The organism is Bifidobacterium primatium (assembly GCF_002802875.1).
Lineage (GTDB): Bacteria > Actinomycetota > Actinomycetes > Actinomycetales > Bifidobacteriaceae > Galliscardovia > Galliscardovia primatium.
Genome location: NZ_PEBI01000001.1, coordinates 1,030,957 through 1,055,992, shown reverse-complemented (window position 1 = coordinate 1,055,992; position 25,036 = coordinate 1,030,957). Strand labels below are relative to the sequence as shown.

Genomic DNA, 25,036 nt, shown 5'->3' with positions numbered 1-25,036 from the left:
ACGGCACAACCAGCCGGCCCGAAGACCAACCGGAAACGCACAATCCTTCAAACGACAACCCAACCAACCGGAAAAACCAACCGGCCGAGCCGTCAACTGGCAATCAAAAACAAAAATTCAGTAGTACAAAACACGCTCTTGAGTTCTCAAACCACCACCACACACGACCAACCAGCACTCACCAGGAGAACCCGTCGCTGTCGGGCAGCAAGAGATAAACATACACGACCCCGGGCAACAACGCAACCCAAAAGACAAAACAACCCCAAGGAACGTTGAAAACACAACGCTCCCCCGGCGTGTCGCCACCGCCACAACCGCAACCCCGCGACACAGCACGACACCACCGCCACCACCCACAATAGCCTTCATCGGCATCACGGCACAATGAACATCCCAAACAGCCATGACCACGACATCCGAAATTCACCGCCGCGCCCCTCGGATACATCCCGTCCAGGGCAAACCGCCGACGCCGGACCCCGACGAACACGAAGCAGGCCGGCGCGCAGGCGATATCACGGTCCTCATATATGGTTCAGACCACGAATCCTTATACGAACGAATTGGCCTGCGGTCATCGGACAACAGAGACCCGCAGAATCCCACGTGACCGTGACCACATATATGGATCGCATGTACATGCATGTATACGGACGAATACATCCGCATGCCCACCGTCCCATCTCCACATCCATAATCCATATGGCGCCCATATATATAAACCCACATATATGACGTACATATTGACGGTGTAATACTGCATATATGAGCAAAAAGATCGCAGTACTGACCGGCGCGGGCATCTCCACCTCCGCCGGCATCCCCGACTTCCGCGGCCCCGACGGCGTATGGACCAAGCATCCGGAGCAAATGAACGTCTACGACATCGACGCCTTCATCTCCAGCAAGGAGGACCGCGAATACTCGTGGCGCTGGCAGAAGGAGTCGCCGGTCTGGGGCGCGCAGCCGGGCACGGCGCACAAGGCGCTGGTCAGGCTGGAACAGGCCGGCATGCTGACGCTGCTGGCCACGCAGAACTTCGACGCCCTGCATGAGAAGGCCGGCAATTCACCGGACGTCATCGTCAATCTTCACGGCACCATCGGCACGTCACACTGTATGAAGTGCCATGCGAAGTACGATACCGCCGACATCATGGACCGTCTCGACGAGGAACCGGATCCGCGCTGCCACCGCAGGCTGCCCTATAAGGGGAACATGCCCTGCAACGGCATCATCAAGACCGACGTGGTGTATTTCGGCGAGGCGCTGCCCGACGGAGCCATGGAGAAATCATTGCGTCTGGCATGCGAGGCCGACGAGTTCTGGGTCATCGGCTCGACGCTGGAGGTGTTCCCTGCGGCGTCGCTGGCACCGGCGGCCGTGCAGGCCGGCGTGCCGCTGACCATCATGAACATGGGGCGTACACAGTACGATCGCATCGCCACACGTCTGATTCACGACGACATCGCCGTTGCGTTGCCAAAGCTGGTCGAAGAGACCATCGCCGAGGGGTGAGCAAACCCACATACATATATATCCCTATATATATGGCTCGCTCGCAGCGATATATATAGGCCGCCCGCCGTACTCACCGCGCTCGACCGTCCGCAAACGTCGCCATGCGCCGGATATGACGAGCGACCGCCGCGATCACGCGGATCAATTACATTACGCGACAATTACATTACGCAATCAGACGATGCCCGAGGAGACGAATATGAGCAGCGCGAACGACAGCGTGACCATGCGGCTGAGCGCCAGCGACGACATCGACATGGATACGGCGCCGGTGACCGAAAGCAGCGAGACCGTATACACGGGCGCAATCTTCCATGTGGAGGACCGCGTCATCCGCCTGACACGCAAGAACGGCGAGGCCGTGCGCATCCAGCGGCAGATCATGAGGCACGCGCCGTGCGTGGTCATGCTGGTGCACGACTGCGCCAACGACCGGTATCTGCTGGAGCGCGAATATCGCGTCGGGCCGGACCGATATACGTTCGGGGTGCCGGCCGGACTCATCGACGCGGGGGAGGAACCGCATGCGGCGGCGTTGCGCGAGCTGCGCGAGGAAACGGGCGTCCGCCCGGGCCTTGCGGCGGACGGAACGGCCGAGGACACTACGGCCACGGGCTCCGATGGATGCACGGACGACGACATCGTCATCGACGATGTGGCGCGGTGCTATTCCTCGGAGGGCATGACCGACGAGCTGGCCAACATCATGGTGGTGCACCTCAGGCGCTGGCATATGGGGGAACGTCACTTCGACAAGGACGAGCATGTGGAAAGCGCATGGGTGAGCTGGGAGGAGCTGCTCGGGGCCGGCATCATCTCGTCGAACGCCACGATCGCACTCAAGCACGAGGAACTGCGGCGTCTGGTGCGGCCCGAACGGTAAAACCGTCCATGGGTCCCACCCCTGTGCCACCGACGTGGTGTTTTATTGGTGAATTCAACCACCGATAGGGCAAAAACGGCATTACGATGGATAAAAAATAGGAAAGACGGAATGAAGACTTTGCAATGAATCCCCATCGCATTGAGCCTCAATGGGGGATGCTGCGTACCATAGAGACATTGCGAGAAAGGGATGTTCATGAGCGTTCTCGACCGATTTGAGAAAAGCGTCGAAGGTGCCGTCAACGGCGTGTTCAGCAAGTTCGGTGCAAAAAACGACCTTCAGCCGGTTGACCTTTCCAGCGCCCTGGAGCGACAGATCGACTCCGAGGCCATGCCCGTGGGCCGCGATCGCACCGTCGCTCCGAATGAGTATCGATTCAAGCTTTCCACTCCTGACTTCGACCGCATCGAGCAGTGGGGCTCCGAGACCCTCGCCAACGAACTGGCGGACAACCTGACCAAGTATGCCGAAAGCCAGCATTACGCGTTCGTCGGCCCCGTCGTCGTGATCTTCGAGGAGGACCTCGACCTGCCTCGCGGCGAGTTCAAGCTCACGTCGGAGTCCGTGCAGGGCAATGCCGCGCCCGTCACCGCGCCGAGCGAGGCCAAGGACTGCCCGGTTCTGGAGATCAACGGCCGCCAGTACCTGCTGACCGCCCCGAAGACCGTCATCGGACGCGGCTCGAACTGCGACATCGTCATCGACGACCCGGGCATCTCGCGCAGCCACCTCGAAATCGACATCACCGACAGCGGCGTGATCGCCCGCGACCTGGGTTCCACGAACGGCACGTATGTGGAGGGACATCAGGTGCCGGCGGCCACCCTGCTGGACGGCAACACCATCACCATCGGTCGTACGCGTATCTTATTCTGGGCTTCCTCTGCACCGCAGGAATAAACCATTCACTTCACCGCACGAACGCGAGCCAATATGACTGAACTGACATTCACTGTTCTGAAATACGGATTCCTGGTACTGCTATGGGTATTCGTGTGGTTCGCCGTACGTTCGCTGCATCGTGATGTGTCATCGTTCAGCCCCAAGACCTCCAAGAAGCACCGCCAGCGGGAGCAGAAGGCGCGGAAGGCCGCCACGGCGCCCGCGCCGCGGCCCGCGCCCGCCCCTGTGGCGAGCAGGCCGACCGTCGAGCAGCCGTCCATCCTGGTGATCATCGACGGACCGCTGGCGGGCACGACGATTCCGCTGAACGCCGGGCAGGTGACGCTGGGCAGGGCCGCCAGCAACTCCGTCGTGCTCGACGACGAATTCGTCTCATCCCATCATGCGCGGGTGTTCCAGGATCCGACGAGCCGCAAGTGGGCCATCGAGGATCTGGGCAGCACCAATGGAACCGTCGTCAATAACCAGCGTCTCACCGGAGCGGCAGTGCTTCCCGCACGCGTGCCGGTACGTATCGGTGCGACGACCTTCGAACTGAGGTGACGCCCATGACAGCAACCAATGCCTCTGCTTCTCCGAGCCTTTCGGAAGATCTGACCCTGTACTCGACCACCGTGTCCGACGTGGGATACGTGCGCAGCAACAATCAGGACTCCTCGTTCGCCGGCCGCCGTTTCGCGGCGATCTGCGACGGCATGGGAGGCCATGCGGGAGGCGACACCGCCTCCACCATCGCGATCCGGTCCCTGGTGCATATCGAGCACGAGGACGCCGCCAACGACGTCGAGACCATCGCCGCCATGATGGAGACCTCCGTGCTGGCCGCGCATGACGCCATCGTGGGCAAGGCCAAGCACGAGCGCCGGCTTTCCGGCATGGGCACGACCGTCACCGCATTGAGCCTCGTGCAGAACCATTGGATTCTTGCGCATATCGGCGATTCGCGCGCCTATCTGCTGCGCGACCGCCATCTGATTCGCGCGACCAAGGACCACAGCTACGTTCAGCATCTCATCGACACCGGCCGCATAACCGAGCCGGAGGCGAAGAACCATCCCCAGCGCAACGTGGTCATGCGCGTGCTCGGCGACTTCGACATCGACCCGAGGCCGGACATCTCCATCCGCGTGGCCAAGCCCGGCGACCGCTGGATGCTGTGCTCCGACGGCGTATGCGGCGTATTGGAGGATTCCACGATCGAGGAGGTGCTCAACAACGTCCTCGACCCCGAGGAATGCGCGCAGCGCCTCGTGGCCATGGCGCTGAAGGCCGGCAGCACCGACAACGTGACGGCGGTGATCGCCGACGCCACCGTGCCTCTCGACTCCGACGCCACGCAGGCCCATGCCCCGGTGCCGTTGGTCGGCGGCGCGGTAAGCAGCAGTCTGGAAAGCCTCGCCGATCTCATCGACGAACCTGTGGCCACGGCCCCGGCGCTGAAGGCCGACGAAGGAAGCCCGGCGCAGCGTGCGGCGGCCCTTACGCAGAACAAGCATTCGGAACCGGAAGACGTCGCCGTGCCGCGCGTGGCCCAGCCGTCGTCGCATCGCGACGCCGATTCCGCCATGCCCAACACCGGCGAGATTCCCGTCGTGCAGAAAAGGGACGGCAGCGCCAGCACCGATCCGCATGATCCCGAAGTGGCCAAGGCCATCAAGGCCCATCAGCGTCAGGTGCAGCAGCAGGTGCGCAAGCGTCATACGCGCATGCGCGCCACCGTGGCGACGACCATCGTCATCGTGCTGCTCGCATTGGCAGGCGCAGGCTTCGGCGCATGGCACTGGTCGCAGTCGAAATACTATCTCGGCGAGTCCAACGGCGTCGTCACCATCTATCAGGGCGTTCCCACCGATCTGTTCGGACTGTCGCTGTCGCACGAGGCGATGCGCACCGACATCGAGATAGACCAGCTGCCGGCGGCCTGGCGCGAGCAGATCAACAACGGCAGCATCGCCGTGGATTCCTATGACGAGGCACAGAGCCATGTCGATATGATCCGACAGCAGATAGCGGACATCAACCAGAAGAAACAGTCGGATACACAGCAATACGGCGGGGAGGAACAGCAGAAGGGCGCGTCCACGCAGTCGCCGTCGCCTACGCCCAGCTCGGAGAAGCAGCAATGATCATTCGTCGACTTCGCCAGGTATCGCTGCTGATTTTCGCAGCGTTCATCGTGATGCTTGGCTTCTTCCAGATGTTCATGCGCGTGCAGAACACCTTCCCGTCGCCGTATATCACGCGGCTTTCGGTGGTCGGCGCGCTGTTCGCGGTGTTCTGGATCGTATTGTCGAGATTCCAGCCGTATGCCTCGCAGGTGATCCTTCCCTGCGTGATGGTGCTCAGCGGCACCGGCATCATGATGATCGCACGCATCGATAACCAGAACGGCGTATTCGGCGGCAAGGCCACGTCCATCGCGCTCAACCAGCTGACATGGCTGGCCGTGGCGCTGGTGCTGTGCATCCTGCTGGTCGTGTTCCTCAAGGACTATCGCATCCTGCGCCGGTTCTCGTACATCAGCATGGTGGTGGGTCTGGCCCTGCTGCTCTCCCCCATGATCCCAGGCCTCGGCCAGGAGATTCAGGGCGCACGAATCTGGCTGCATTTCGGCAGCCACTCCTTCCAGCCCGGCGAATTCGCCAAGCTGTTCCTCGCGTTCTTCTTCGCCGCGTACCTGTTCGACCATCGCGACCAGCTGGCCGTGGGCGGACGAAAGGTGCTGGGCATCCGTCTGCCCCGACTGAAGGACCTCGGCCCGATCCTGGTGGTGTGGGCCGTCTGCATGGGCGTGCTCGTGCTGCAGCACGATCTCGGCACGTCGCTGATGTTCTTCGCGATGTTCGTTTCGATGCTGTACGTGGCCACCGGCCAGAAAAGCTGGATCCTCATCGGCGGCGTGTTCTTCGTGGTCGGCGCCGTGGCCGCGTCCACGATCTTCTCGCATGTCGGATACCGCGTGAGCGCATGGCTGCACCCGTTCGACGCGGATATCTACAACCGCGCGGTCGGCGGCTCCATGCAGCTGGTGCAGGGCGTGTTCGGACTGGCGACCGGCGGCATGACCGGCACCGGTCTCGGACAGGGTCACCCGACGGTGACGCCGCTGTCGTACTCCGACTTCATCTACTCGTCGCTGGGCGAGGAGCTCGGCATCATCGGCCTGTTCGCCATTCTGACGATGTACCTCATCATCATCGGCGCGGGAATGGTCACGGCCATGAAGATCAAGGACGGCTTCGGCAAGCTGCTCTCCTCCGGACTGGTGTTCACCATGGCGTTCCAGGTGTTCACCGTCGTCGGCGGCATCACGCTGGTCATTCCGCTGACCGGTCTGACCCTGCCGTACATCGCGGCCGGCGGCTCCAGCCTGATCGCGAACTGCGTCCTCGCCTCGCTGCTGCTGGTGATCTCCAACGCGGCGAACAAGCCGGAAGAGGACATCGACACCAACACGTTCCAATACGAGGCGCTGATGGCCATCCGCGAAAAGGAGAAGCAGGCCGCAGCCGAACGCACGGCGCAGGCCGAGGAGGCGGCGGCAGCGACGGCTGCGGCAGCGGCCTCGCCCGCCGCATCGGAGATGACCGAGGTCATCACGCCGCACGAGCATGTGGTCGGCGGGCGGCACGGCGCCCACGCCGTGCACGCTCGACGCACCGAGGAGGACGACCGTCTCGGATTCGAGACGCACGACGGCAATACGCTTTCGCGCGCCCGACACGTACCGAATCTTGATACGCCGCCGACACCGGCCGCCGACGCGCCGCGAAGCGTGGCGTCGGCGCAGGCCGCGACATCGCAGCCCGTCGTTCCTCCGACGCCAAGCGTGCCGACCCCGCCGACGCGGACATGGCCCGCTCAGTCCGACGAAAGGAGCGTCCGATGAACACCTCGCTCCGTCAGCTGTTCACGGCCGTCATCGTGCTGTTCGCGGTGCTCGGCCTTTCCACCACGCGCCTGATGACCATCCAGGCGAACTCGCTGAACGCCGATCCCCGCAACGTCCGCGCGCTCTACCACGAGTACGGTGCGCCGCGAGGCTCCATCCTCGCCAGCGACGGCACCGTGCTCGCGAAATCCGAGAAGACCGATGACGCCTTCTCCTACCAGCGTTCGTACTCCAACGGTGCCGTGTATGCACCGGTTACCGGCTACTTCTCGGTGACGACGCGCGCCGACCGCGGCATCGAGGCCTCGCGCAACACCCTGCTCACCGGCGAGAACAGCTCGCTGTGGCTGAGCAAGTTCAAGTCGCTGTTCACCGGCGAGGAGAACAAGGGCGCGAACATCGAGACGTCCATCAGCCCGAAGCTGCAGAAGCTCGCCTACCAGCTGCTCGGCGACCAGCAGGGCGCCGTGGTGGCCATGGAGCCGAAGACCGGCCGCATCCTCGCCATGGTGAGCACGCCGAGCTACGACCCGAACGCGCTGGCCAGCCACAAGACCTCCGACGTGAGCTCGGCATACCAGAAGCTCATCGCAGACAAGAACAACCCCATGCTCAACCGCACGACCAACGAGCTGTACCCGCCCGGGTCCACGTTCAAGATCGTCGTGGCCGCGGCCGCACTGGAAAGCGGCGACTACGACACGAACACGTCCGTCGCCGCGGGAAGCTCGTACACACTCCCCGGCACGGTCACGCAGCTGACCAACACCAGCAGCGCCGCCGCCGGCTCGAACGGGAAGATCTCGCTCGAGGACGCGTTCGCATACTCCTCGAACACCGCGTTCGCCCAGCTCGGTGTGAAGCTCGGTCAGGAGAAGGTGGCCGCCCAGGCCAAGAAGATGGGCTTCGGCAGCTCCATCACCGTGGACGGCACCAGCTCCTCCGGACTGGTGAGCAAGGCTACGGCCTCGAAGTTCCCGGACAACGCCTCGCCCGACAAGCTCGCGCTGGCGTCGATCGGCCAGGGAGACACCCTGGAGACGCCGATGCTCAACGCCATGATCGCCTCCGCCGTGGCCAACGGCGGCAAGATGATGCAGCCCACGCTGGTCGACCGCGTGCGTGGCAGCGACCTGAGCGTGGTCTCGGAAAGCTCTCCCTCCACGTTCTCCCAAGCCTTCTCCGAAGACACCGCCAACAAGCTCAACACGATGATGCAGGCGGTGATCACCAAGGAGGACCCGCAGCTGCAGCTGGACGGCGTCAAGGTGGCCGCGAAGACCGGCACCGCGCAGATCGGCAACAACAGCACCAACGATTCGTGGATCACCGGATTCGCCCCCGCCGACGACCCCAAGATCGCCGTGGCCGTGGTGGTGCACAACGTCAACGCATTTGGTTCCGAAGCCGCCGGACCGATCATGCAGCAAATCATGCAGGAGGCTCTGAAGCAATGAGACTGATTGAGGGACAACTGATCCACAGACGCTACCGCCTGGATCAGCGACTGGCTCAGGGCGGTATGGGCGAGGTCTGGAAGGGCTATGACATCGAGCTTGAGCGCCCGGTGGCCATCAAGGCCCTGCGCACCGACATGGCCAACGAGGAGGCCAAGCTCAAGCGACTGCGCGCGGAGGCCCATAACTCCGCGAATCTCGCGCACCCGAACATCGCCGCATTGTTCGAATACTACGAGCACGACGGCATCGGCTTCCTCATCATGGAGTACGTGCCCAGCCAGTCGCTCGCCGAGATCTACAAGCAGCGCGGCGCGCTCGAGGCCACGGAGCTGCTGCCGATACTCATCCAGACGGCGCGCGGCCTCTATGTGGCGCATTCGCACGGCGTCATCCATCGCGACGTGAAGCCGGCGAACATCATGGTCTCCGATTCCGGCGAGGTGAAGATCACCGACTTCGGTGTCTCCTACTCGACGAATCAGGCGCAGATGACGCAGGACGGCATGGTGGTCGGCACGGCGCAGTACATCTCGCCGGAGCAGGCGCAGGGCGAGCAGGCCACGCCGCAGTCCGACATCTACTCGCTTGGCGTGGTGGCCTACGAGGGCCTGTGCGGCCATCGTCCGTTCACCGGCGCCACGCCCGTCGACATCGCGGCAGCGCATGTGAACGATCCGGTGCCGCCGCTGCCGGCGTCCATCGACTGGCAGCTGCGTGAATTCGTGATGACCATGCTGGCCAAGGAGCCGCAGGACCGTCCGGCGAACGCCCTTGTGGTGTCTCGCACGCTGGCCAAGATCGAACGGCGGCTTCTCGACCAGGAGACGCCGGAGAATCTGGTGGACACACGTTCCGGACCGATAGGACGGCGCGTAAGCAGCGCGCCGCACCGGCCCATGCAACTGTTCTCGGCCGCGGACTGGGTGGCCAAGCAGACGCCTCAGCCGCCGGCACCGGCACCGCCGCAGGCGCCATCAATGAATGACAACGTCGACAACCAACAAGCAGGGAAGGAAGGGTCACGATGAGTATGTACATACCAGCATCATTGGCCGGTGGACGGTACACCGTCGGCAACCTCATCGGACACGGCGGCATGGCGGAGGTCCATGTCGGCACGGACACCCGACTGGGACGTACCGTGGCCATCAAGATCATGCGCGCCGACCTGGCCGGCGACGCGATCTTCCTTGCGAGGTTCCGTCGTGAGGCGCACTCCGTCGCCATGCTCAACAATCCGAACATCGTCTCCATCTACGATTCCGGCGAGGAGGCGATCAAGGACGACGCCGGCCGATCGGTGAACGTTCCCTATCTGGTCATGGAGTTCGTGCAGGGACGCACGCTGCGCGACATCCTCAAGGAGAACGGTTCGCTGAGCCAGCGTGACGCCGAACAGGTGATGCTCGGCGTGCTGAGCGCGCTCGAGTACTCGCACCGCATGGGCATCATCCACCGCGACATCAAGCCCGGCAACATCATGATCAGCGACCAGGGCATGGTCAAGGTGATGGACTTCGGCATCGCACGCGCGCTGGACGACTCCTCCGCCACGATGACCCAGTCGCAGGGCGTGGTGGGCACCGCGCAGTATCTTTCCCCCGAGCAGGCCCGCGGCGAGAACGTGGACATGCGCTCCGACCTGTATTCCGCAGGCTGCGTGCTCTACGAGATGCTCACCGGACGGCCGCCATTCACCGGCGACTCCGCCGTGGCCATCGCCTACCAGCACGTCTCCGAGGTGGCGACGCCGCCGAGCGCCATCGTGCCGGGACTGCCGAAGCTGTGGGATTCCGTCTGCGCAAAGGCCATGGCCAAGGACCGTCAGAACCGGTACACCACGGCCACCGAATTCCGCAACGACATCCTCGCGCTGATGAACGGCGGCACGCCCGTGGCGGCCGCGTTCAACCCGCTCACCGACCTGACCAACATGAAGGCCCGCAAGGAGAGCGAGACCGCCACCATGCCGATGACGCCGGCGAACGGCGCCGCGGAGACCGTGGCGTTCAACCCGCTCGACACCGCGGCCGGCGATGAGAACCAGCTGTCGCGCAGCGCGCAGCGGGCGGCCACCGCCAAGGCGAAGAAGAAAAAGAAGACCATCGCCGCGATCATCGCCGTGCTGGCGGTCGTCGCCATCGGTCTGGGCGTCTGGTTCGCCGTGCAGGGCAGCAAGCCCAAGATGGCGACCGTGCCGACCATCACCGAACAGATGTCGAGCACGCTGGCGAAGGAGAAGATCGAATCGGCCGGCTTCACCTATGTGGAGAAGCAGGACAACGACTCCGACAAGGAGAAGGGCACCTTCACCAAGCAGAGCCCGAAGGGCGGCGCGCAGGCCGAGGAAGGCTCCACGGTGACCGTGTGGTTCTCATCCGGCCCGAAGAAGGTGACCGTGCCCGATGTGAAGGGCGAGACGCAGGAGGAGGCCAAGGCCGAGCTGGAGAAGCTGGGCTTCAAGGTGAACGGCTCCGCCTCCGTCGAGGAAAGCGCCGATGTGGAGAAGGACATGGTCACCCGCACCGACCCCGCCTCCGGCACCACGCAGAACAAGGGCGCCTCCATCGTCATCTACATCTCCTCCGGCATGACGACCGTCCCCGATGGTCTTACCGGCCTTTCCGAGGACCAGGCCACGGCCAAGCTGCAGGCGGCCGGTCTGACGCCCACCATCCGTACGGCCTACTCCGATACGGTGGCGGCAGGCATGGTGCTGCGCGTCGACCCGGGATCCGGCACCAAGGTCGATCAGGGCTCGTCCGTGACGATGTACGTCTCGCAGGGCAAGGAGAAGGTGACCGTGCCGTCCATCGACACCAGCGGCTCCACCACGCTGTCCTCCGCGACGCAGCAGCTTACGGCGGCCGGATTCAAGGTGTCGGTCAGCGGCGACAAGTCCGACAACGCCGTGGTGACGGGCATCAATCCGGCGGGCGGCACGCAGGTCGACAAGGGCGCCACGATCACCCTGACCACCAAGGCGCCGTCGACATCATCGACCGAGAACAGCACCGAATCGCCGAGCCCGACACCGACGGACACCGCAAGCGGTGAAACCAGTCAATGACGGATCGACGATAGGCACCATAGACAAGGCGGCGGTCGCTTCCCAACGGGGAGCGACCGCCGCCTTGTCTATGACGAACGATGAACGACGAATACGAACGGCAAATATGATTGGCGGCTGATATCAACGATCATCAGCCGCCATCGTATTGCCGTCAACGACGGCGTATTGGCATCGACGTCTATGCCGCTACGCCGCGACCTTGGGCTTGAGACCGGCGGAACGGGCGACCGCGGACTTCTGGCCGCAGACGGCCAGCCAGTTGGCCAGCAGACGGTATCCGCCCTCGGTCATCACCGATTCCGGATGGAACTGCACGGCGTACATCGGCAGCCCCTTCACGCGGATGCCCTGCACGATATGGTCCTCCACGGTCTGCGCCGTCACCTCCAACGTGTCGGGCACGCTGTCGGGCTCCACGGCCAGCGAATGGTAGCGGGTGGCGGTCATCGGATTCGGCACGCCCTCGAAGATCTCGTCGTTGTTGTGCTCGATGAGGCTGGTCTTGCCATGCATGATCGTGGGAGCATGGCTCACCGTGCAGCCGAAGACCTCGGCGAGCGCCTGCAGTCCCAGGCACACGCCGAACATCGGCTTATGCTCCTTGGCGCACAGGCGAATCACGTCCTCGCTTACGCCGGACTCCGCCGGGGCGCCGGGGCCGGGGGAGATCAGCACGCCGTCGTAGTCGTCGAGCAGGCCCGGCTTCGCGGGATCGAGAGCGTCGTTGCGCACCACCGTCACCGTGGCGCCCAGCGTCTCCACGTATCCGACGATGGTGTAGACGAACGAATCATAGTTGTCGATGACCAGAATCCTCGCCGAGTCCTCGGGAAGGGCGGAATCCGCGGCTGCATTGTTCATAATCTGCTCCTGAATGCCGGGGTGCGCGTGCATCTCGTGCAATGCTCGCGCACCCCGGCCATTGCTCTGTGACTACTACTCTATGGCTACTCTACGGCAACGAAGTTGGACGTCACCTGCAGATACGGAATATTGGACGCCGCCCACGGGAAGCCCCATTCGAACAGGCATGCGACGACCGTGAGGAACACGATGATCATCAGCACCCAGCGGATGGCCAGGGGGCCGGGCTGATGACGGTACATCCAACCGTAGATGCTGGCGCCCGGCGCACGGCGGTGGCCGGTGCGCAGCGCCTTGAGCGCCGGATACCGCCAGGCGATCAGCGCGGCCAGATACACCACGATGTAGGCGATGGCCAATCCGATGATCAGCTGCGTCATCGATGCGGAGAGCTTGGCCAGCGGGGACGACTCCCCCTGCGAGAACTCCACCGCGCCGGATGCGTCGCCCGTGCTCAGCTCCTTCGGCACGCCGTCGGACACCTTGGCCCAGTAGTCGAACTTGCCATAGGAGATCCAACGATGCGTCGCCGTGGTGTAGCGCGGCTCGCACGTGGTGAGCGTCACGTACCGGTCGGTGGGCGTCTTGCCGGGCTCGTTCGGCACGGCGGCGATCACCTCGGTGTGTTCGGGGGTGACGATCTTGTAGTCGGTATACGTGTAGACGTACCAGTAGTTCTTGGTGCGGATGATGATCTTGTCGCCCTTCTGCAGGGTATCGACGTGGGCGAGCGGCTCGCCGTAGCCGGAACGGTGGCCCGCGATGGCCACGTTGCCGAGCTCGCCCGGCATCTGCGTTTCGGGATAATGGCCGAGGCCGTGACGGGAGAGCTGATAGGCGTCCGTGCCCTCGACCACGTTGCGGTGCCATGCGGAACCGAAGCGGGGCACATACAGCTGCGCCACGAGGTCGCCGGTGTTCGCCGACTTCGGCTCGACCGGAGGCTCGCCGGACTGCGCCTTGGCGATGCTATAGCCCGAACCGCCCTGCTTGGGATTCACCCACGAGACGTCCTGACGCTGATCGGCCTGCGCCTGTTCGGCCTCGACGCCCGTCCACCACAGCTGCCATGCGATATACAACGCCAACACCGCAGCCAGGGTGAGCAGGATCTCCCCGATGATGCCGAGCACGGACGATGCCACGGAATTCGAACCGCCCCGGACGCCGGAGTCGCGACGAGACGCGACATTCGTAGCTCTTGCCATATCACTGTTCCTTCTTTACCTTCGCGTATTTCAGCGCCTGCAACGATGACGTCGTCGCAGGGAACCGTAGGTCGTCGACGCGTTCCATCTTCCACCCCAGTCCGATGGACGCGACATATTCCTTATACACCTGAACCGTCGGCGAATCATCCAATGCGCGCACCATGTCCTCCTGCGGACCGATGGCGGATATCCTGAACGGCGGGGCATAGCGCTTGCCTTGCAGCAGCAGGACATTGCCCACACAGCGAACAGCGGAGCTATACAACACGCGCTGGTCCTCGATCATCATCGTCTCGGCGCCGCCGGCCCACAGCGCGTTCACCACGCCCTCGATGTCCTGCTGATGCACGACATAGTCGTTGATGTCGGCGGACGACCCCGTATCGCCGACCTTGCTCTGCCACAGCGGGGAATCGTCGAGCGTGACCGTAAGCCCCGGCCCATGGACGGCGGGCAGTTTCGTTCCCGAACCGGCGTCCTCGCCCTTCGGAACGGAGGAACTGGTGGTCAATGCCTTCAACGCGTCGATCTGCGTACTGAGGCCATCGATTTCTGACTGCAGCTGGTTCACATGCTTCGATCGTTCGTTCAGCAGCTGCGAGGTATCGGAATTGACCGTCACGGAACGGTTCACACGCACATTCACGGTCAGCAGATAGCCGGCCAGCGCCAGAATGACGGCGACGACGAGCGAGCCCGCAATGGACTTGCGGGCGACGTGCCTGCCACCGTGCTTTCCCATGTTTGCCTTACTATTGAACTCGTCTTTTCGACTGTTTCCACTCTAGTCATTACTATGACTAGTAGCTTACGTTAAAGGAGTATCCTCTTATGGCTGAAAAGGACGAGCAGAAGCTCGACGAAACCAAGACCGACGCCGACGCCGTCGAGCAGTCCGAAGAGACCGCAGTCGCCGAGTCCGCCGACACCAACGAGACCGCCAGCGACGCCGCCGGCACCGAAGAAGCGGCCGAAGGCGCCGAGTCCGGCGCCGATGACGAGTCCGGCGCCGATGACGAGTCCGGTAAGGGCGACGACGATAAGGACGACGAAGAGGAAAACGAGGAAGACGTCTACGGCCTGTCGATGGACAAGGTCGAGGCCGTGCTGAGCAAGTCCGCCGACGAGTCGGCCATGACCCCGCAGATGCGCAAGATGTTCGCCCGCCAGCAGGAAAGCACGAAGCGCGTGGAGGAATCCATCAAGGGCACAAAGTCGAATCCGTCGTGGTTCGTTCCGGTGTTCTGCGCCCTGCTGATCATCGGCCTCATCTGGGTCGTCGTCTACTACATGACCGGCAAGTACCCGATTCCGGGCATCGACGCGTGGAATCTGGCCATCGGCTTCGCCATCATGCTCGTCGGCTTCCTGATGACGATGGGATGGCACTGACAGACGCACTGACAGACGATTGAGGAACGTCTGTCATCAGACGGATTCCCAATACGACGTCGTCCCGCACGGCAGGCCTGCAAGGCCGTCGTGCGGGACGACGTTTTTTCATATGAAAGCACGAATATCGCGGATCATCCCATCACGGGGATGAGGCACCAGACGCCCACGGCCACGATGACCGCCAACAACGGCAGGCCATAGACCAGCGAACGCACGGTGAGGCTCTTGCCACGCGTCAACGGCAGGCTGGAGGTGAGCAGCCACGTATACAGGCCGCCGATGAGGAAACCGCCGACGTGCGCCTGCCACGCGATGCCGGGATACAGGAGCGGCAAAGCGAAGTTGATGGCCACCCACACGATTATGGACGTGATGTCGGCGCCGATGCGCCGATAGACGATCAGAATGGCCGCGAACAGGCCGAACAAGGCTCCCGAAGCGCCATATACCGACACCACCCAGCCGGAGCCGCCGGGGTAGAGGCGCGCCCACAGCAGCAACGCAAGATCGCCGCCGATGCCAGACAGCAGATACATGCCCAGGAAGCGCCAGTGGCCGAGCATGCGCTCCAGCACCGGGCCGATCGACCACAGCATAAGCATGTTGAACAGCAGGTGGAAGATGCCCGGCTCGTGCATGAACATCGATGTGATGAGCGTCCACGGATAATGCGGCACCACGGCCGGCGTAAGCATGCCGAGGCTCAGCACGGCGTTCAGCAGCACGGGGGAAAGGAACCGGGCGATGATCTCCACGGCCCATACGAGCACGCAGATCAGGATGATGGCCTGGGTGATGACCGGGCCTCCGTTGCGCCACTCACGACGGATGGCGTCCTTGTTGAACAGCTCCCGCGCCGTGGGGGAGTTGGGGAACAGACGAAATCGTTGACTCATGGTCACCACTGTATTGCACGTTCCGTATCGCGGGAAGGCCCCGTCCCGAGACGGCGGCGTGATGAAGCCGAGTCGAAGCGGCGGGTTCGAGACGGCGGGCTTGACGTCGGAATTCGGTAGGCCGATGGACACGGTGTCTCATCGACCTGCGAACACGGCGGCGAGGGAAAACACAGCTTCGCCACAACGTCGGCTTAGAATGGAGACCAATGGTCTGAATGGGCAGATCGTAAACCTTTGAAAGGAGCCATCATGGAGAACAGGTCGTCGAACGGGTGGAAGTTCTTCGCGCTTCTGTTCGGTGCGCTGCTGGCCGGTCTTGCGGCGCTGTACGTGTACAAGCAGCAGAATCCCGAATACGATCCGTGGGAGGAGCCGTGGGAGAACAGCTCGTCGCCGGTCGATCTTGGCATCGCCAAGAAGGAGGCCGCGGACGAGGACGACGCCGAAGGTGACGCCGAGGCCGAGCCTGCCGTCGACTGATCGTCGCCGCGATCATTCGTCGATTTCGTTCGTGATTCCGGTAATCCGATAATTCGATACACCGCCGTTGATGGGCTTACGCCCGTCACGGCGGTTTTTTGATGCGATTCGTACGACCTTCGGGAATTCGCGAATATTGATGTATACGTGTATCCGGCGATTCGTGAACGCCGGCGGATATGAAAAAGGGTTGTCTTCGCTTGGATTTGCGAAGACAACCCCCATACGCTCCGTCAGTCAGCAAGCGGAAGCGAGCTTGCCGGAACGATGATGCGTGTGTCCTCTAGGCGTGAAGAACGAAGGCGTACAAAGGTACGTCGAGTTCTCCACAACGACGAGGACACTCCATCCTCAGGCGAGCGGACCGGTGTGCCAGATGTGCGGAGCCGTCAAGCCGGCAGTCCAGTGGACTGCCGGTAGGCGACGCTGAGCGCGATTCATCGAGCGCTCAGTATGCAGACTGCACGCATTTGGTGCACTGGTCTGCTGGCCGTCAGGCCAGGGGACCGGTGTGCCAGATGCGTTCCAAATAATCCTCGATCGAGCGGTCGGAGCTGAAGTAGCCGGTGTTGGCCACGTTGAGGATGGCCTTGCGGTTCCAGGCGTCCTGATCGCGGTAGAGGTCCTCGATCTCGTACTGGATGTCGGCGTAGGAGGTGAAGTCGGCGAGGGTCATGAAGTAGTCCTTGGTGAGCCAGTCGGCGACGAGCGGCGCGTAGGTGTTGCGGTCGCCGTCGGAGAAGGCTCCGTTGGAGATCATGTCGATTGCCATCTTCAGACGCGGGTCGGCCTCGTAGTACTTGGCCGGGTCGTAGCCCTTCTCGTAGAGGTCCTCGACCTCGTCGACGGTCATGCCGAAGAGGAAGAAGTTGTCGGCGCCGACCTTCTCGCGAATCTCGACGTTGGCGCCGTCGAGGGTACCGACGGTGAGGGCGCCGTTGAGGGCGAACTTCATGTTGCCGGTGCCGGACGCCTCCTTGCCGGCCTGCGAGATCTGCTCGTCGAGCTCGGTGGCCGGGATGAGGTGCTGGGCGAGACGCACGTTGTAGTTGGCGGGGAAGTGCACGGCCAGCTTGCCCTTGACGTCGGGGTCGTTGTTGACGACGCGGGCGACGTTGTTGATGAGCTGGATGGTGAGCTTGGCCATGTAGTAGCCCGGCGCGGCCTTGGCGCCGAAGAAGACGGTGCGCGGCAGGACGTCGTCCACGTTGATGGTGCCGTTCTTGATGGCGGCGTAGCGGGCGATGAGGGCGAGGATCTTCAGCGACTGGCGCTTGTACTCGTGCAGGCGCTTGACCATGGTGTTGAACATGGTGTCGGGGTTGGCCTCGAAGCCGTAGCGGTCCTTGGCGAAGTTGGCGAAGGCGACCTTGTTGGCGTGCTTGACTTCGGCGAACTTCTTGACGAACTCGGGGTCGTCGGCCAGCGGGACGAGGCCCTGGAGCAGGTCGAGGTCGCTCAGCCACTTGTCGGTGCCGAGTCCCTCGGTGATGAGGTTCGACAGACGCGGGTTGGCGAGACGGATGAAGCGACGCGGGGTGACGCCGTTGGTGACGTTGGTGAACTTCTTCGGGAAGAGGTCGGAGAAGTCGCGCAGGGTGACGTCCTTGAGCAGCTGGGAGTGCAGCTCGGCGACGCCGTTGACGTGGGAGCCGCCGGCGGTGGCCAGGTAGGCCATGCGGACCTGCGGGTCATCGCCCTCGGTGACGATGCGCATGCGGTTGATGCGCTCCTTGTCGCGGGTGAGGCCCTTGAGCTCCTCGAGGAAGTGGTCGTTGATCTCGTTGATGATCTCGAGATGACGCGGCAGCAGCTCGCCGATGAGGCGGGCCGGCCAGACCTCCAGCGCTTCCGGAAGCAGCGTGTGGCAGGTGTAGTTGAAGGTCTTGGTGGTGATGTCCCAGGCGGTATCCCAGTCATAGCCGTATTCGTCGATGAGGACGCGCATGAGCTCGGGGATGCCGATGACGGGGTGGGTGTCGTTGAGCTGGAACGTGATCTTGTTCGGGAACGTGGTCAGGTCCGGCTTGTCCTGGCCGGGGTAGAACACGCGGATGGCGTCGTGGATGGACGCGGCCACGAAGAAGTACTGCTGCTCGAGACGCAGGCGCTTGCCCTGCGGGGTGGAGTCCTCCGGGTAGAGGATCTTGGAGATGTTCTCGGCCTCGACCTGCGGCTTGACGGCGTCGAGGTACTCGCTCTTGTTGAAGGTGAGCAGGTCGAACTCGTCGTAGGACTTGGCGCTCCACAGGCGAAGCGTGTTCACACGGCCGGACTTGTAGCCGGGGACCATGTAGTCGACGGGCACGGCGCGCACGGACCAGGCCGGCTTCCAGACCTTCTTGCCATCCTCTTCGACGACCTGGCCGCCGAAGTTGACCTTCTGGGAGCGGTTGTAGTCGATGTGGCCCCACGGCTCCTCGTTGGCGAGCCAGTAGTCGGGGCGCTCGACCTGCTTGCCCTCGGCGTCGAACTCCTGCTTGAAGATGCCGTACTTGTACTGGATGCCGTAGCCGAAGGCCGGCACGCCCAGCGAGGCGAGGGAGTCGATGAAGCAGGCGGCGAGACGGCCGAGACCGCCGTTGCCGAGGCCCGGCTCGTATTCGGAATCGACGACGAGCTGCGGATCGTGGCCAAGGGCCTTGACCGCGTCGTCGAACTCGGCGAGCATGCCGAGGTTCAGCAGGGCGTTACGCAGCTGCTTGCCCATGAGGAATTCGGCGGAAAGGTAGCCGACGGCCTTGGTGCCGCCGTTGACCATGTCCTTCTGCGTGGTCGCCCAGGAATCCACGAGGTGACGACGCACGGCGAGGGATGCGGCGACGTAGATGTCGGCGTCCGTGGCCTGCTCGACGGTGATGCCCTGCGCGTACTTCAGCTGTTCCTTGATTTCATTGGTGAACTGTTCGGTGGTCACCGGGGACTTCGGTGCGGTTTGCTCGGTCATAAGCACTCTTTCTCGTGAGAATATCTCCCGCTAGACATTATGCGTCTGCAAAAGGCGACTCTGCCTAGCTCCCAGATGAATTCTGGATTACGAATACACCTGTTTGAGACCAACAATATCTGATTATACACATAGAACGTGCAAATCGTAGTTTTTTCAATGGAGCAAACGCTGGCGCAAATCATCGCGGGCAGGTGCTGCCGACAGGGTATCGCCGGCGGGGCGGACGCCGGGCGCGCGCACGAGCTACGTATGCGCGGGTCGCGTATGCATAAGTCAGTCATGTATACATGAATCACGTATGCACAAGTCATGGGAGAATGTGCGTATGGCATCCATATTGAGCAAAGACCTGCCGGAAGGCGAAAGCGCGCTGGCCCGGTGGCGGGACGCCGCCACGGCCGGCGACGACGTCGATGCGCTGCCGCGCCGCACATGGGCGATGGCCACGCGATACGCGTTGTATCTCATGGAACGGCGGGCGCCGGGGGAGGGCGTCGAAGTCCGTGTGGCGCCGTGGGGAGCGATAAAGATCCTCGAGGGGCCGGCCTCGGACCCGCACAACCTCACGCCGCCCGACGTCATCGAATTGGAACCGGATGTGTGGCTGCGGCTCGTCTGCGGCATCACGACGTGGGACGAGGAGAGGGACGCCGGTCATATCAGCGCGGTGGGGGAGCGCGACGATCTTTCCGATCTGCTGCCGTTAGTGTGAAAAAATCGGGCGATGCGTTCATCCGCATCGCCCGATCGGCGTATGTCATATCGACTCGTATTGATTTTCGATTCGTATCGACGTAGTCGACGTATATCGCCGTCGCGCCACGTATCGCCGCGAATCAGTCGGCCTTGGCCGACGGTTTCCTCGCGGCGGTCTTGCGCGCGGCCGGCTTCCTGACGGCCGGCTTCGACGTCGACTTCTTCGCCGCCCCATCCTGCGGAGCATCCTCCGACTGCGGCGCGGCCGGCTTCACGTTCTTCTTCAAAGCGGAAGGCATCGGCATGGGAATCGGCTTACGACGAACCGGGGCCTTGACCACCGGCTTCTCCTCGGCCTTCTTCGCGGCCTCGGCGGCCCACTGCGCGTACTCGTCCAAGTCCTCTTCATTCACGGAGCTCACGGCATCATCGTGATCGTGAGAGTGAATCTGAGTTTCGATGGAAGCGAACGGATCCGCAGCGGATGGAGTGACCTCATCCTGGCTGGAGAGCTCCTTCGCCAGCTCATCATAATCGGTATCAGTGGTGAGGTACTTGAGCTTCCGGGCAATTCGCGTCTGCTTAGCCTTCTGACGTCCGCGGCCCATCTGACCCCCTTCGCCAGTCTCATTGTGCCCTAGGCAACATGTTTCCTAATTCATCACATAAGAGAGTACCACTTATTACGCGATGTCGGCTCAGACTTTTACGATTAGAGCGTTATTTTTCAATACCTTCAATAAATACGGGTTGGTGTGCAATGGCGGAAGATCAGCAGTTGACGGCAGCAGGCAACGAAATGAGCGCGAGTTTCCTCGCGGCGAAAAAGCGTTCGGACGCCACGCTGGCCAAGCTTGAGGAGAACCCCGGCAAGTTCACCATGCTCACCGGCGACCGCCCGACCGGACGACTCCACCTCGGCCATTACTTCGGCTCCATCAAGGAGCGCGTGGCCATGCAGAACCGTGGCGTGAACACCAACATCATCATCGCCGACTACCAGGTCATCACCGACCGCGACACCACCGAGCACATCGAGGACAACGTGCTCAACCTCGTCCTCGACTACATGGCCGCCGGCATCGACCCGACGAAGACCATGATCTTCACCCACTCCGCCGTGCCGGCCGAGAACCAGCTCATGCTGCCGTTCCTCTCGCTCGTCACCGAGGCCGAGCTGCACCGCAACCCGACCGTGAAGTCCGAGATGGAGGCCTCCGGCCACGCCCTGACCGGCCTGCTGCTCACCTACCCGGTGCACCAGGCATGCGACATCCTCTTCTGCAAGGCCAACGTCGTGCCGATCGGCAAGGACAACCTGCCGCACGTGGAGATCACGCGCACCATCGCACGCCGCTTCAACGAGCGCTTCGCCAAGAAGAACCCCGTGTTCCCCGAGCCTTCCGCCATCCTCTCTGACGCCCCCGAGATCCCCGGTCTCGACGGCCGCAAGATGAGCAAGTCCTACGGCAACTCCATCATGCTCGGCGCCACCGCCGAGGAGACCGCCAAGCTCATCAAGAAGAGCCCCACCGACTCCGAGCGCCGCATCACGTTCGACCCGGTCAACCGTCCGCAGGTCTCCGCCCTGCTCACCACCGCCGGTCTCGTCACCGGCCGCGATCCCAAGGAGATCGCCGAGGAGATCGGCGATTCCGGTGCCGGCGCGCTCAAGAAGTACGTCACCGAATCCGTCAACGAGTTCCTCGCCCCGCATCGCGAGCGCCGCGCCGAACTCACCAAGGACATGGACACCGTGCGCGACATCCTCCACGACGGCAACAAGCGCGCCAACGCCATCGCCGAGGAGACGCTGGATGAGGTGCGCTCCGCCATGGGCATGAAGTACTGAGTTCTTGCGTAATGGAGTGTCTTCCGCGTTGCAGGAGGCTCGACGTATGTCAATACGCCTTCGTCTCCTGTGCCTTGAAGCCACACGCATTACGCAAAAACTCATACCGGTAACGGAACGCCTTCCGCGCCTTGATACCGCACGCGTGAGTAAAACCCGCCACGGGGGAATCCTACGTGGCGGGTTTTGCGTATCCGTGCGTTATAACCGACGCCACGGAACGCTACGTGTCGGTTATAACGTACGGATGCGCAATAACCGACACTGATGGTGGCCACGCGTCGGGTTTTACGTATGCGTGCGTTATAACCACCGCGTAGAAAGTACATCAGACGAATACGCCACAGCAGTCAATTGGGTTTGTGGGCCTATTCGCACGCGAAAAGGCCGGCCCATCATGATCGTCAGGCACCGCCGACGCCGTCAGGCGTCGAACTCCTCGCAGCGGTAGTCTCGCCAGTCGGGGAGGGGCCGGTGGTTGCGCACGGCCGTCTGAATGTCGCCGTAGTAATGCAGTTTGCGCAGGATGTGGGCGTAGGCCTCGTCAAGGGCCTTGCGCTGTTCCGCGAGCGCGTCGCGGCGTTCGCCCAGCAGCGTCATGATCTCGTCGATATGGCCGGGCTCGTCGTCCTCGTAGGCGAAGAACCGGCGCAGCTCGTCGATGCTCATGCCCGCGTGCTTGAAGCAGCAGATCGTGCGCATACGGTTGATGTGGCATTGACGGTAGACTCGCTGGCCCTTGGCATCGCGGCCGACGTTGGTGAGCAGGCCGGCATCCTCGTAATATCGCAGCGCGGACGTCTGCATGTGGAACATGCGTGCGACCTCGCGAATGGAGTAGGTGGGTTCGGTCGTCGTGTCGGGATCTTCGGCGGGCGCCGTCGCTCGGTCGGTCATCGGCTCGTCGGTCATTACATCGGTCGTCATGATTTCCTCGGACTCTTTTCTCAGTGAACATCGCGATTTGCATTCAAGCTTACTTGAAGTGTGAGTATAGGGTCGGAACGCAGGACATCCACCAATGAAGGAGTACCGATGTTTGAACCGACCACCGTCTACACGCCGTCACCCACGCGCTACGACGACATGACCTACAACCGCTGCGGCAATTCCGGACTGAAGCTGCCGGCGCTGTCGTTGGGGTTCTGGCACAACTTCGGCGACATCACGCCGTACGAGCATATGAAGCAGCTGGTGTTCACGGCGTTCGACAACGGCATCACGCATTTCGACCTGGCGAACAACTACGGCCCGGAACCGGGCGCGGCGGAACGCAACTGCGGCAAGCTGCTGCACCAGTATTTCCGCGCCCATCGCGACGAGCTCATCATCAGCACGAAGGCCGGCTATGAGATGTGGCAGGGGCCATACGGCGACTGGGGAAGCCGCAAGTATCTGCTGGCGAGCCTCGACCAGAGCCTCGAACGACTGGGATTGGATTACGTGGACATCTTCTACCATCATCGTCCCGACCCGGAGACGCCGCTTGAGGAGACGATGGGCGCGTTGGCGCAGGCGGTGAGCAGCGGCAAGGCGCTGTATGTGGGCCTTTCGAATTACGACGGCCCGACGATGGAACGCGCGGCGGCGATTCTGCAGGAGATGCACGTGCCGTTCGTCATCAATCAGAACCGTCTGAACATCTTCGATCGCAAGCCCGCGGACAATGGCCTGCTTGATTCGGCGCTGAAGCTCGGCAAGGGCGTGATCACGTTCAGCCCGCTGGCGCAGGGACTGCTGACGAACCGCTATCTCAACGGGGTTCCGGCGGACAGCCGCATGAAGGCCGACGGCCGGTTCCTGCACGCGGACGTGCTGACCGACGCGAAGCTCGGCCAGATTCGCGCGTTGAACGAGTTGGCGTCCGACCGCGGTCAGACGCTGGCGGAGATGTCGGTGGCGTGGCTGCTGCATCATCCGGCCGTGACGAGCGTGCTCGTGGGCGCTTCCAAGCCGCAGCAGATCCTCGACAACATCGGCGCGCTGAAGAACACCGAGTTCTCCGAAGATGAGCTGCAGCGCATCGACGAGATCGCGCTGGGGAAGTGAGCCTGCGTCAGGAAGTGATTGGTGTCGCCGAATGACACAACTGCGATTGTCCGGCCGGTTCCCGCTTTGTGGCATGGAGTGCTGTGGTCGTCACATTTGACGTTCCATGCCATGTGATGCTGTCAAGGAACGTAATAATCGCATTTAATGATGTTCGCTGCCATGACTCGCTACTATGACTCCATGGCAGCGAACGCATTTTTCATGGCATTCGCGCATTCGGTGGCGCAATATCATGTCACCGAATGCACCATTCGCGATATCGATGATTCCGTGACACGGAACAATAATATTGATGCAGGAAAATCATTGATTTTTCAAGGATTCTCCTGCCGTGATACGTCGGAAATACATCACGGAATCAATATATTTCGAAGAATACGACTCCGTGACAGAGGAATCTGACATGGAATGTGATTATTGCCGAATATGACGTTCCATGGTAAATGATTCACGCAAAATGCGTGGGGATCAACTCCCCTCAGACCGCCTACGGCGGCCAGCTCCCCTCAATCATGAGGGGAGCCAAAATACTGCCACCCCACCGAAGACGAAGGCGTACGAAGGTACGTCGAATGTTTCACAACGCAGGGAACGCTCCGTCATTCCCCGATTTTCAGAAAATCCCATGATGCGTGTGGCCTCAAGGCGCGGAAGACGAAGGCATACGAAGGTACGTCGAAGTTCGCAGCAACGAAGTTAACGCCTCATAGAGAAAATCGCCGGATAACGTGTGTGTCATCAAGGCGTGAAACATGAAGGCGTACAAAGGTACGTCGAATGTTTCACAACGCAGAGGACACTCCGTTATCCGGCGATTTTCAGAAAAATCCCATGATGCGTGTGGCTTCAAGGCGCGGAAGACGAAGGCGTATAAAAATACGTCGAGTCTTCCGCAACAC

Annotated in this window: 20 protein-coding genes and 2 pseudogenes; 15 read left to right on the top strand and 7 right to left on the bottom strand. The window is 62.3% G+C overall.

The window, feature by feature from the left end; translation table 11 throughout:
* The 10 genes and pseudogenes from CS006_RS10845 to pknB all read left to right on the top strand — a co-directional run.
* Nucleotides 1-218 (top strand): annotated as a pseudogene (locus tag CS006_RS10845) (hypothetical protein); the annotation flags it as partial.
* Nucleotides 219-768: 550 nt separating this feature from the next.
* Nucleotides 769-1,521: a Sir2 family NAD-dependent protein deacetylase gene (locus CS006_RS03880; protein ID WP_100510407.1), complete on the top strand. Its 753-nt coding sequence runs from the start codon at nucleotides 769-771 to the stop codon at nucleotides 1,519-1,521.
* A 202-nt stretch (nucleotides 1,522-1,723) separates the two neighbouring features.
* A complete protein-coding gene (locus CS006_RS03875; RefSeq protein ID WP_100510406.1) occupies nucleotides 1,724-2,407 on the top strand; it encodes an NUDIX hydrolase in 684 nt (227 codons plus the stop codon).
* A gap of 198 nt (nucleotides 2,408-2,605) precedes the next feature.
* Nucleotides 2,606-3,310, top strand: coding sequence for an FhaA domain-containing protein (locus tag CS006_RS03870; RefSeq protein ID WP_100510502.1), 705 nt, complete (start codon nucleotides 2,606-2,608; stop codon nucleotides 3,308-3,310).
* A 33-nt stretch (nucleotides 3,311-3,343) separates the two neighbouring features.
* A complete protein-coding gene (locus tag CS006_RS03865) occupies nucleotides 3,344-3,856 on the top strand; it encodes an FHA domain-containing protein FhaB/FipA (protein WP_100510405.1) in 513 nt (170 codons plus the stop codon).
* Between the two features lie 5 nt (nucleotides 3,857-3,861).
* On the top strand, nucleotides 3,862-5,439 hold the full coding sequence (locus tag CS006_RS03860; RefSeq protein ID WP_100510404.1) for a PP2C family protein-serine/threonine phosphatase: 1,578 nt from the start codon (nucleotides 3,862-3,864) through the stop codon (nucleotides 5,437-5,439).
* Nucleotides 5,436-7,202 (top strand): FtsW/RodA/SpoVE family cell cycle protein, encoded by a 1,767-nt coding sequence (locus CS006_RS03855; protein WP_100510403.1) that lies wholly within the window; start codon nucleotides 5,436-5,438, stop codon nucleotides 7,200-7,202. Before CS006_RS03860 ends, CS006_RS03855 begins: the two co-directional genes overlap by 4 nt.
* A complete protein-coding gene (locus CS006_RS03850; protein WP_100510402.1) occupies nucleotides 7,199-8,662 on the top strand; it encodes a peptidoglycan D,D-transpeptidase FtsI family protein in 1,464 nt (487 codons plus the stop codon). Before CS006_RS03855 ends, CS006_RS03850 begins: the two co-directional genes overlap by 4 nt.
* The gene (locus CS006_RS03845; protein ID WP_100510401.1) at nucleotides 8,659-9,693 is read left to right on the top strand and encodes a serine/threonine-protein kinase; all 1,035 of its coding nucleotides are present in this window, start codon (nucleotides 8,659-8,661) and stop codon (nucleotides 9,691-9,693) included. The genes CS006_RS03850 and CS006_RS03845 overlap by 4 nt, the downstream gene beginning before the upstream one ends.
* Nucleotides 9,690-11,735: a Stk1 family PASTA domain-containing Ser/Thr kinase gene (pknB, locus tag CS006_RS03840; protein WP_100510400.1), complete on the top strand. Its 2,046-nt coding sequence runs from the start codon at nucleotides 9,690-9,692 to the stop codon at nucleotides 11,733-11,735. The genes CS006_RS03845 and pknB overlap by 4 nt, the downstream gene beginning before the upstream one ends.
* 189 nt (nucleotides 11,736-11,924) lie before the next feature.
* On the opposite strand, the gene CS006_RS03835 is transcribed toward pknB, so the two are convergent.
* From CS006_RS03835 to CS006_RS03825, 3 genes are all read right to left on the bottom strand, one after another.
* Nucleotides 11,925-12,599, bottom strand: coding sequence for an anthranilate synthase component II (locus CS006_RS03835; protein ID WP_100510399.1), 675 nt, complete (start codon nucleotides 12,597-12,599; stop codon nucleotides 11,925-11,927).
* A gap of 86 nt (nucleotides 12,600-12,685) precedes the next feature.
* On the bottom strand, nucleotides 12,686-13,810 hold the full coding sequence (locus tag CS006_RS03830) for a class E sortase (protein WP_100510398.1): 1,125 nt from the start codon (nucleotides 13,808-13,810) through the stop codon (nucleotides 12,686-12,688).
* 1 nt (nucleotide 13,811) lies between these two features.
* Nucleotides 13,812-14,555: a DUF881 domain-containing protein gene (locus CS006_RS03825; protein ID WP_100510397.1), complete on the bottom strand. Its 744-nt coding sequence runs from the start codon at nucleotides 14,553-14,555 to the stop codon at nucleotides 13,812-13,814.
* Nucleotides 14,556-14,644: 89 nt separating this feature from the next.
* Here CS006_RS03825 and crgA point away from each other — a divergent pair, with 89 nt between their 5' ends.
* Nucleotides 14,645-15,205 (top strand): cell division protein CrgA, encoded by a 561-nt coding sequence (crgA, locus tag CS006_RS03820; RefSeq protein WP_100510396.1) that lies wholly within the window; start codon nucleotides 14,645-14,647, stop codon nucleotides 15,203-15,205.
* Between the two features lie 134 nt (nucleotides 15,206-15,339).
* On the opposite strand, the gene CS006_RS03815 is transcribed toward crgA, so the two are convergent.
* Nucleotides 15,340-16,104 (bottom strand): rhomboid family intramembrane serine protease, encoded by a 765-nt coding sequence (locus CS006_RS03815; protein ID WP_100510501.1) that lies wholly within the window; start codon nucleotides 16,102-16,104, stop codon nucleotides 15,340-15,342.
* Nucleotides 16,105-16,356: 252 nt separating this feature from the next.
* On the opposite strand from CS006_RS03815, the gene CS006_RS03810 reads away from it, so the two are divergent.
* On the top strand, nucleotides 16,357-16,587 hold the full coding sequence (locus CS006_RS03810; RefSeq protein WP_100510395.1) for a hypothetical protein: 231 nt from the start codon (nucleotides 16,357-16,359) through the stop codon (nucleotides 16,585-16,587).
* Between the two features lie 493 nt (nucleotides 16,588-17,080).
* On the opposite strand, the gene CS006_RS03805 is transcribed toward CS006_RS03810, so the two are convergent.
* Nucleotides 17,081-19,534, bottom strand: a complete 2,454-nt coding sequence (locus CS006_RS03805) for a glycogen/starch/alpha-glucan phosphorylase (protein ID WP_100510394.1) — start codon at nucleotides 19,532-19,534, stop codon at nucleotides 17,081-17,083.
* Between the two features lie 328 nt (nucleotides 19,535-19,862).
* Between CS006_RS03805 and CS006_RS03800 the strand changes: the two genes are divergently transcribed.
* Nucleotides 19,863-20,249, top strand: coding sequence for a sterol carrier family protein (locus tag CS006_RS03800; RefSeq protein ID WP_100510500.1), 387 nt, complete (start codon nucleotides 19,863-19,865; stop codon nucleotides 20,247-20,249).
* 253 nt (nucleotides 20,250-20,502) lie between these two features.
* Here CS006_RS03800 and CS006_RS03795 read toward each other — a convergent pair.
* A pseudogene (locus tag CS006_RS03795) lies at nucleotides 20,503-20,841 on the bottom strand (DUF3073 domain-containing protein); the annotation flags it as partial.
* Between the two features lie 152 nt (nucleotides 20,842-20,993).
* Between CS006_RS03795 and trpS the strand changes: the two are divergent.
* Nucleotides 20,994-22,085 carry a tryptophan--tRNA ligase gene (gene trpS, locus CS006_RS03790; protein ID WP_100510392.1) on the top strand — a complete coding sequence of 364 codons (1,092 nt, stop codon included), beginning with the start codon at nucleotides 20,994-20,996 and terminating at the stop codon, nucleotides 22,083-22,085.
* A gap of 423 nt (nucleotides 22,086-22,508) precedes the next feature.
* Here trpS and CS006_RS03785 read toward each other — a convergent pair whose 3' ends face one another.
* On the bottom strand, nucleotides 22,509-22,982 hold the full coding sequence (locus CS006_RS03785) for a MerR family transcriptional regulator (protein ID WP_100510499.1): 474 nt from the start codon (nucleotides 22,980-22,982) through the stop codon (nucleotides 22,509-22,511).
* Nucleotides 22,983-23,120: 138 nt separating this feature from the next.
* Here CS006_RS03785 and CS006_RS03780 point away from each other — a divergent pair, with 138 nt between their 5' ends.
* On the top strand, nucleotides 23,121-24,134 hold the full coding sequence (locus CS006_RS03780; RefSeq protein ID WP_100510391.1) for an aldo/keto reductase: 1,014 nt from the start codon (nucleotides 23,121-23,123) through the stop codon (nucleotides 24,132-24,134).
* The last annotated feature ends 902 nt before the right edge of the window (nucleotides 24,135-25,036 follow it).

What these genes read in the sequence shown, in the direction of transcription:
- CS006_RS03830 (WP_100510398.1), bottom strand. Translation starts at nt 13,810, where the DNA reads ATGGCAAGAGCTACGAATGTCGCGTCTCGTCGCGACTCCGGCGTCCGG.
- CS006_RS03845 (WP_100510401.1), top strand. Translation starts at nt 8,659, where the DNA reads ATGAGACTGATTGAGGGACAACTGATCCACAGACGCTACCGCCTGGAT.
- CS006_RS03855 (WP_100510403.1), top strand. Translation starts at nt 5,436, where the DNA reads ATGATCATTCGTCGACTTCGCCAGGTATCGCTGCTGATTTTCGCAGCG.
- CS006_RS03815 (WP_100510501.1), bottom strand. Translation starts at nt 16,104, where the DNA reads ATGAGTCAACGATTTCGTCTGTTCCCCAACTCCCCCACGGCGCGGGAG.
- CS006_RS03805 (WP_100510394.1), bottom strand. Translation starts at nt 19,534, where the DNA reads ATGACCGAGCAAACCGCACCGAAGTCCCCGGTGACCACCGAACAGTTC.
- CS006_RS03875 (WP_100510406.1), top strand. Translation starts at nt 1,724, where the DNA reads ATGAGCAGCGCGAACGACAGCGTGACCATGCGGCTGAGCGCCAGCGAC.
- CS006_RS03825 (WP_100510397.1), bottom strand. Translation starts at nt 14,555, where the DNA reads ATGGGAAAGCACGGTGGCAGGCACGTCGCCCGCAAGTCCATTGCGGGC.
- CS006_RS03810 (WP_100510395.1), top strand. Translation starts at nt 16,357, where the DNA reads ATGGAGAACAGGTCGTCGAACGGGTGGAAGTTCTTCGCGCTTCTGTTC.
- CS006_RS03835 (WP_100510399.1), bottom strand. Translation starts at nt 12,599, where the DNA reads ATGAACAATGCAGCCGCGGATTCCGCCCTTCCCGAGGACTCGGCGAGG.
- CS006_RS03865 (WP_100510405.1), top strand. Translation starts at nt 3,344, where the DNA reads ATGACTGAACTGACATTCACTGTTCTGAAATACGGATTCCTGGTACTG.
- CS006_RS03800 (WP_100510500.1), top strand. Translation starts at nt 19,863, where the DNA reads ATGGCATCCATATTGAGCAAAGACCTGCCGGAAGGCGAAAGCGCGCTG.
- CS006_RS03850 (WP_100510402.1), top strand. Translation starts at nt 7,199, where the DNA reads ATGAACACCTCGCTCCGTCAGCTGTTCACGGCCGTCATCGTGCTGTTC.
- crgA (WP_100510396.1), top strand. Translation starts at nt 14,645, where the DNA reads ATGGCTGAAAAGGACGAGCAGAAGCTCGACGAAACCAAGACCGACGCC.
- CS006_RS03785 (WP_100510499.1), bottom strand. Translation starts at nt 22,982, where the DNA reads ATGACCGACCGAGCGACGGCGCCCGCCGAAGATCCCGACACGACGACC.
- CS006_RS03870 (WP_100510502.1), top strand. Translation starts at nt 2,606, where the DNA reads ATGAGCGTTCTCGACCGATTTGAGAAAAGCGTCGAAGGTGCCGTCAAC.
- CS006_RS03780 (WP_100510391.1), top strand. Translation starts at nt 23,121, where the DNA reads ATGTTTGAACCGACCACCGTCTACACGCCGTCACCCACGCGCTACGAC.
- trpS (WP_100510392.1), top strand. Translation starts at nt 20,994, where the DNA reads ATGGCGGAAGATCAGCAGTTGACGGCAGCAGGCAACGAAATGAGCGCG.
- pknB (WP_100510400.1), top strand. Translation starts at nt 9,690, where the DNA reads ATGAGTATGTACATACCAGCATCATTGGCCGGTGGACGGTACACCGTC.
- CS006_RS03880 (WP_100510407.1), top strand. Translation starts at nt 769, where the DNA reads ATGAGCAAAAAGATCGCAGTACTGACCGGCGCGGGCATCTCCACCTCC.
- CS006_RS03860 (WP_100510404.1), top strand. Translation starts at nt 3,862, where the DNA reads ATGACAGCAACCAATGCCTCTGCTTCTCCGAGCCTTTCGGAAGATCTG.